At 31.9% G+C, this 7,526-nt stretch carries 7 protein-coding genes; 1 reads left to right on the forward strand and 6 read right to left on the reverse strand.

All coding sequences use genetic code 11. The features are described 5' to 3' along the window. Nucleotides 1-530 precede the first annotated feature (530 nt). The 3 genes from ACIQ7T_RS03360 to ACIQ7T_RS03370 all read right to left on the reverse strand — a co-directional run bounded on the left by ACIQ7T_RS03360 (nt 531) and on the right by ACIQ7T_RS03370 (nt 4,339). On the reverse strand, nt 531-2,507 hold the full coding sequence (locus ACIQ7T_RS03360; protein WP_402868628.1) for a DEAD/DEAH box helicase: 1,977 nt from the start codon (nt 2,505-2,507) through the stop codon (nt 531-533). A gap of 462 nt (nt 2,508-2,969) precedes the next feature. Beyond that, nucleotides 2,970-3,572 carry a hypothetical protein gene (locus ACIQ7T_RS03365; RefSeq protein WP_402868630.1) on the reverse strand — a complete coding sequence of 201 codons (603 nt, stop codon included), beginning with the start codon at nt 3,570-3,572 and terminating at the stop codon, nt 2,970-2,972. Nucleotides 3,573-3,982: 410 nt separating this feature from the next. After that, complete coding sequence (locus ACIQ7T_RS03370) at nt 3,983-4,339, reverse strand: helix-turn-helix domain-containing protein (protein WP_339259350.1); 357 nt, start codon at nt 4,337-4,339, stop codon at nt 3,983-3,985. A 376-nt stretch (nt 4,340-4,715) separates the two neighbouring features. Here ACIQ7T_RS03370 and ACIQ7T_RS03375 point away from each other — a divergent pair, with 376 nt between their 5' ends. Then, nucleotides 4,716-5,333, forward strand: coding sequence for a DUF6241 domain-containing protein (locus tag ACIQ7T_RS03375; protein WP_402868632.1), 618 nt, complete (start codon nt 4,716-4,718; stop codon nt 5,331-5,333). A 179-nt stretch (nt 5,334-5,512) separates the two neighbouring features. Here ACIQ7T_RS03375 and ACIQ7T_RS03380 read toward each other — a convergent pair whose 3' ends face one another. The 3 genes from ACIQ7T_RS03380 to ACIQ7T_RS03390 form a co-directional block, all read right to left on the reverse strand. Then, nucleotides 5,513-5,797, reverse strand: coding sequence for a hypothetical protein (locus ACIQ7T_RS03380; protein WP_402868634.1), 285 nt, complete (start codon nt 5,795-5,797; stop codon nt 5,513-5,515). A 66-nt stretch (nt 5,798-5,863) separates the two neighbouring features. Beyond that, nucleotides 5,864-6,823: a hypothetical protein gene (locus tag ACIQ7T_RS03385; protein ID WP_402868636.1), complete on the reverse strand. Its 960-nt coding sequence runs from the start codon at nt 6,821-6,823 to the stop codon at nt 5,864-5,866. Then, entirely contained in the window at nt 6,820-7,422 is a 603-nt protein-coding gene (locus ACIQ7T_RS03390; protein WP_402868638.1) for a hypothetical protein, read from the reverse strand. Before ACIQ7T_RS03390 ends, ACIQ7T_RS03385 begins: the two co-directional genes overlap by 4 nt. Nucleotides 7,423-7,526 lie beyond the last annotated feature (104 nt).

Here is a 7,526-nt window from a genome sequence, read left to right on the forward strand (position 1 = left end):
TGTCTTATGATAAAAGGTATTATGAACAAGCAGGGGTCAAAGTTTAGAAGAAGTACTTTGGCTTCTTTTTTAAGTTTAAGGAGCAATATTAAACTGCTCTTTGTTATAAAATCATCTGTGTTGCTGAAGTGACACTTTAAGATAAAAACGCTTTCGAAAAGTGTGCCGTCCCCAATTAAGGAAAATATGAACCTATGTATGAAGCAATAAGACGGCTGCCAAGGGTAGTTAAGTTTATTTAAAGGCTTATCAATATAAAACATAGAAAAAACAACCTATTTTAATGAGAAGGTAGACATTTTTTTAAGCATATATTAAATAAATAGTACATAAAAGTGTCTACTGTAAATGTAAATTTTTAAACGCAATAACCATTGAATAGATATAATTTACGATATTGTACTTACAAGTTAGGAGACCTCTGTTTGCATTCAAAATGAGAAGATACAACATTCTACATTTAATTTAGTAACAAAATGGGAAAAGGCGAAATAATATGCCCATTAAGGAATTTATTTCGCCGTTAAATATCATACTGCTGAAGTAAAGAACACAGTTTCTAATTGACAAAGTAAAGCAGTTTTATTTTTTGTATAATTTTTTTGGATGAACACTTTCAATAAATCGTAAAGTTCATGTAGTTCTAAATTGCCGAAGGTTGCTAAATTAGCAGGTGTTAATTTTTTTATAATGCGGTAGCGAGCAATTTTCTTTGATTTAAATTCCACGTGGAAATATTTTTTCACTGTTTGATTGAGGTCATTATAATTCGCAAATTTAAGTTCGGAACTAATTGTATTAAGTGTCTCAACATACTTGTCTTTAGATAATGAAACATTACAATATTGTTGTAACTTTTGTACCGCAATATTTGTTGGTACATCCTGTTTTTTAACGTCCCACAGCAACAATTTAACAAAACCATCTAATTTTGTTCCTAATTGATTAACCTTCTGCGTAGAATCTAAAGATGGTACAATTTTTAAAAATACGTCATACATAACATATGGGCCAATTCTATGCAATGCTTTTGCTTCAAGTTTTGTGAGTATACTTTGAGTACGGATTTTGTCCCCGCTCTCGATTTTTGTCGTCAGTTCTTTATATTTCTCTGGAGATAATCTTAGTTGAAGAGGAATGATTTTTAATTCATCTTCTGTAACTTCTAAAAGGTGATTGTATGTGTCGGTCCAATCAAAAGACAAATAAGTTAATTCGTTGTGAGTGAATAGATTTGCAACATCGCAAATAAAAGCATTTCTTTTGCGTTCATATGCGTATTCTTTTACCGTAATTAGTTTATTACAAACGGCAAATTTATCTACCTGTAACAGGTTATTTTTAATCGTAAGGAAATTGTTTTGTTCTAATATAGATAACGTTTCAAGGTGGAAATATCCAATATCCTCGTTTAATAGAGCTACTAAATGAGTGGTTGTGTTTAGTAACAAATCATAGATTTTCTGCGTATTATGAATTTCTTCATCTACTTCACATTTTTGATATAAAATAGTAAATTGTTCGAATTGTTGACGAAAGCGATGACTCATTTGCTTAACTGTAGTTAAATTGAATAATCGGGAATTATGGTTAGCAACTACGACTGTTTCAAACAAATCATTTGATACATTTTCTAAGCTAACACCTTCTGCTATTACTGAAGTGGCAAGTATTACCTCATAATTTTCAGGATATAATCGTTTGTCTTCAATTGTTTTATAGGCAGGCATTTCTTTTTTTTCTGAATCAATTACTGCCGTTTTTATATTGAGTTTATTTAGCAATAAAGCTACTTGTTCATTTACGTCAATGGATTGGCAATAAATTAATAATTTATGCTGCGGTAAACGTGTTAAAACATAATTTACTATAGCGTTAACTGCATCTAACTCAAGCGGATAGGATACAGCAACTAAATTATTGAAATGTGGTGAATCAGGTTTTTCAACGGTGATGATTGTTGTAAATTCATCTTTAGGAATTTCACTTGTGGTGCCACTAAGTGCTATCATAGACTTTGCTGTTTTTTGAATAGAATACATATTTGAAATGGCTTGGTAACGAAAATCAGTCTTATAATCCAGAATAAGTCGGTGGAACTCATCAATTACTAAATGATATATCATTTCAGGACGCTCTGCTTTCAGGGTCTCTATCAAAAATGGCAGTTTGTCATATGTGCAGATAAAAATCCGATTTCCTTCCGCTAAATGATGAGTAATCTCCATTTTTAAATGGTTATTACCACCCTGTACTAAGAGAGAAGACTTGGCATGTTTTTGATACGATTGTGAGCCAATAAAGCGAGTAGGGGTCGTGAGAATAAAGAATTCGTCTTTTGTTGCATCTGATAGTTTTTCAAATGCATTTAGAATACTAGTAGTTTTCCCAGAATTAGGGGGCGAATCAATAAGGATTCTTTCGTTGCGTGTAATCCATTTTACTGCTAGTTTTGTTGGGATTTTCCCCTTTTCTAATTCTGTTTGTTTGATAATTTCTTTTTTCATTGGTTAGTCCTCCATTATTGAATGTTTTTTTTGCATATAAGACGATTCAAAAAAATGGAGTAGCTATGGCTTCTGATATAAAATATCGGTATAATTGAGTTAGTTTTTATGGTTAGCACATAGCTACCGCATTTTGAATGATTGTCATTGGGGAATGACAGTCTTATAGTTTATTGAACCTCTACGTTGGCGCGTAGAGGTTTTTTATTCCACAGATAGTATAATGCAAATTTTGATTCGAAAAATCGAAAACATGTTCTAGCCTGTGTTGAGTAATAGTAACATGGTGTTTCATATATGTAATGAGAAAAAATAACTATTTTATAGTATAAAATACTCATATGTTCAGAAGTGAACATATGAGTATTTTGGTGTTTGAAAGATAACGTACAAAAACCAGTTTTTATTTTGTTTAATGTTCGAAAGTAAACATTTAAGGAAGCAGATAAAGAGAAATTATGTTTATATTTTATTAAAATAGATTTCCCCTCCATTATGCCAATCAATAATTTTATTTGGGTGAATATGCGATATGACATTAGTTGCAAGAATAGGTGCATTGGTATGATACCCACCGCTAGTGTTTTTTTGAATGATGTTACTTTCTAAACATTGAAGCCAATCTAAAGAAATATTTGATAGTGGAATATCAATAGAAAAAATAGTAGGAATACCATGATTCTTTAATAAGTCATGGCTCAATAAATCAGCAGCTACTGCTTGTATAAACTCACTTCCATAAATCATATAGTGTCCAGAATACAGCAATTCTTCGGTGGAAACAGTGAACCAAATACCTTCTTCGGAAGAGAGTTCCGACTGCCAACGTTTTTCAAAAGCATTTCTTATTTTTTTATTGTCAATGTAGGTACATTTCAAGCGATGAAGTGTTTCTAAAAGCATATCATTCTTAGTAAGCGGTTTTATCCCATTTAAATAATAGGTCTCAACATCTAGTGGTCGACAGCCGTGATATCCTCGAATATGGGTATATTCCTTGGACAAATTAAAAGTTGATGTTAATTTTGCTTCAACCAATTCTTCAATAATTGCTATCTTTTTCAATTTAATTTCCTCCTTCAAAATATAAAGTTCATTAGGTGTAGCGATAGACTTCGGGGTTCGACCACTTTTCATCCACAAAGTCTATTATTTCTCATATACTCAATATATCAAAATAGAAAAGTTGATATTTATGGAATGTAAAGATTTTAATTAGGCAGTACAATATTGAAATAGGGCAGAATGTGCAATGATAATGCTAGTTAAAGATACGGTAGGGGTTTGGACAAACGTTTTTGGTTGCAATTAGTAGGATGCCTAACATAGCAAGTTTTTTGATAGCGTTATAGGGGAAAAAGTTAACTTCCCAGCGTAATTTATAACAACATGTGAATTAACGTGATAATCGATAGCCTACTTTGATTCTACAAAAAAAGTAACCAGGAATACCGGTTACTTTAAGTGGACTACTATTATTGATGAACAGATAGTATAGCTGCATTTATCATCATTTCTTTTTGTTCTTCTGTTAAAATTTTTCCTTCGTAATACAATTCCTGAATTAAAAAGAAATCTCGTATCTCTAGTGGTTGAACCAGCATTGATTGCAACTGGTCATCTAAAAATAGGTTTGGATTTGCATTTAGTGCTTTGCAGATTAATGAGAAGATTGCCAAACTCATATTTGTATGAATTTCATTTTCTAATTTAGATAAATACGATGCGGTGACGCCAGTTTTGTTTGCTAACTCTCTTAAAGATAATCCACGGTCTGAACGTAAAATTCGTATGATGTTACCACAGCTAAGTTTTCCAATTTCTTTTGACATAGATATTACCTCCAATAATGTCTCGGTTAGAGAACCCCTTTTTTCTCGAAAGATTTTTCATTATAGATAAAAGTGAAAATAATTATTCCTATGTATAAAAGAATTATTGAAGATTTATTAAACTGTTATAAAAGTATTAAATGCTATACGATAGTGTACTTATTAAAGATTTTAATAGGAATTAATGTATTAATAATTATGAGCTACTAAAGAATTATATACAAAATCTACCACCTATGATGGCAACCATTTGTTTTCTAATTTAAATTGCCTTGCGGAAGGTCTGTAGTTGGGGGCTTCTGTTTTTGTGCTTATGTTTACATAGTAGGGTCTATATGGTAATTTATAGGTAATTATTGATAAAGGTGGTAAAAAAGTGAAGTGGATTCATGTTTTAGGCATCGTTATTTTAACAGCAATATTGAGTATAAGTGGTACGTTTTTGATTATGAAAAAGAACTCTGACAACGAAACTACTAAAACCGAGAGAGAATCAGATAGGGGTCACTCAAATTCAAAAGGCACTGCTAAAAAAGAGTTTGTATCAACAGTGGATACAAGCGGTATGGGGTGGGAAAATGCTACTTATTCCAAAAGGATTGATGAATGGAAAAGTGGAGATGAACCCTTCGTTGACAATCTAGTATCAGAAGTGCTTCAACAGATGGCGCATCAAAAGATTATCGCTGAACTGAAAGAAGGTTCTATTATGATTACGCCAGAAAGAATCAACATTCTATTACAGATGGTCGAAGCAAACAAAGATAACTATGAAAATTATGAAACGTACCTTGATATATTACAACGTTGGAAAAAGGGTGATTTTTCAACAGTTGATGATCACCATAATGTTTTGATGCGTAAGCAAGGGGGCAAACTCCCAGAAGGTGCAGCGACAGGTATTGCTTCAGAAGAACAAGAGAAGGATTATATATTCCAAGTCTTTTCTAAAGAGGTAGATGCAGTTTTTGGAACGACAGAAAAGCGTAATTAAATTATGTTTTTTCATAAGGAAGGCAGTAATGACAAGGGTTTATTCTTTGCTATTACTGCCTTCTTCTAATGGCAAGTAAAGTAACAATGTATGAACATGAATAAAACTTTTAAAAAAAGGTTGTTAAATCGAATAATATTCCCCTTAGGATGATAACCTCTCTGCTATTCTGCTTCCTCTCACGTGGAAATATTGTTTAACAGTGTATGAAGGTCAATTGTACGTTTTAAATATCTTATATTCTCATCATTTGATAAGGAAGAGGTGAACCATAACATTGCTATTTGTGAGATATTTAATCCTTCAATATACATTAGTTTCTTTTGAATCTCTTCTATCATTTTTTCAGAATGGTAATCTTGCAAGGTTAAATACAACTCACCAATTAAATGTTTTTTGATTGTCATTAATTTAGTGACATGTGACTTTCGAAGCGTGATTGTAATATCATTTCCTTTTAACATGTGAAAAACAGCTCCTGTTTTGTAAGATTTCAACATTGTATACAAATGAGTAGTTAAATATAACTGCTATTTAAGTAGATGTACGCCACCAAATACATCGTTTAGTATATTTAGATTCAGGATTTCTATTTCATCTAAAACAAGGTTCTCTACAAAGTTTTTATATTTTTGAGTATTCCTCAATTTATTCTCCAATTGCATATCTTCAACAATAAGTTTGAACTGAATCGTAAATCCTTGAGGTGTGTCTAAAATATAACTAAAGTATTCACGGATTTGTTTAATGTTTTCTTCTAACTTTGGAATGTAGTTATATTTTTGATTGATATTGAAAATATAGATGATGGGGCCATGAAAGCTAACACGAGATTCAACTTTATTTTCAATGACCCAACCACCGAGGTAAATATCCCGCGCTTGCATAGCATTCAAATTGAAATTGTAGTAATAAAGTGGCTTTTCGATTGCCTTAACGTTTTGCAATTTTTGTATATTTGTCAGGCGTATTCGCTCTAACTCCTCAATTTCAAATCTAATTTTCTCCCAGCTATGCTTATATGATTGTATGCTTAACAGATTAGTCAAAATATGATGGTTTGATTTATCTTTAGCTAAAAGAGTAGTTCTTTTAGCAATCTCCTCAATATACAGGTCTAACGATTCTACAACTTCTAGTTGCATAAGATTGTACAATAATACTGCATTGATATAGGCACTTTTAACCGCTTTTGATGTAGTAAAAGTAATACTGGCTACAGACGCTCTTTCTTTACATGTTAAATAGTAAATAGCAAATTTTTTTAAACGAATGATATGACGATTACAGTAACGATGAATATGAATAATATCTGCATCTTTTAAATCCTTTAGAGCAAGAATGAATGCTTTTTCAGATATTGCAAAAAATTGCTGTAGGTATTGTTTTAATTGTGTACGCCACATGATGCCTTTTCCCAGATGATAAATGATTTTTAAAATGACACTGTATTGTTTAGCGACTTTCTCTTTCTTTTGTATTGTTATCATACAGATTCCTCCTTTCTATTTAAGTAGTAAAAATCGATTGGACAGTTAACCATCTCTGCAAATATCTTTTTGGCTTTAATGTCCTCCACTGAATAATTTGACGTAATAACCTCGTAAAGACAAAGCCTACCATCCAATATATATCCTCCATCTGTTGGGCTAATCTGCTTTCTTCGGATTAAGTCCTCGATTTCATCAGCTCTTGCATATTGTTGTGTTTCTTCATAAATCTTTAACGTTTGGTACAAAACATTTTGAAGTTCCTTTTCTGTTTGCCAAGTCAGACGCACTCCTAATGGCAAATTCATATATTTTTCTGCAACAGCTAAATCATGTATTACAGACGAGGAACGATAAAAGTTTGTAATATCAAATTGTTTTGCTAATCTTTGTCCTCTCTGCGTTAATGCATAGAAAAAAGTAGACATATCTTTTTTTACAAATGTAGCTGTCTTATTTATATAGCCATTTTTAATGAAGGTTAGTAACCGGTGATTTGAGATGTACTGAAGAATATGCTCTTTTAGCAGCACACCACATGACCGTAAAGCTTGAAGCAAGTAAATGTCGTTTTGGTAGATTGAATGAATATTTTTCATTTGCATAACCCCTCGTATATTAGTAGTAAGAGCTCTTTCCGATAGAATTTCCAGTTGATCCGGACAACTGGGGAATCTGTTGGATTTCCTATAGGAGATAGTCG

Source organism: Lysinibacillus sp. NPDC096212 (assembly GCF_044763105.1).
Taxonomy (GTDB): Bacteria; Bacillota; Bacilli; order Bacillales_A; family Planococcaceae; genus Lysinibacillus.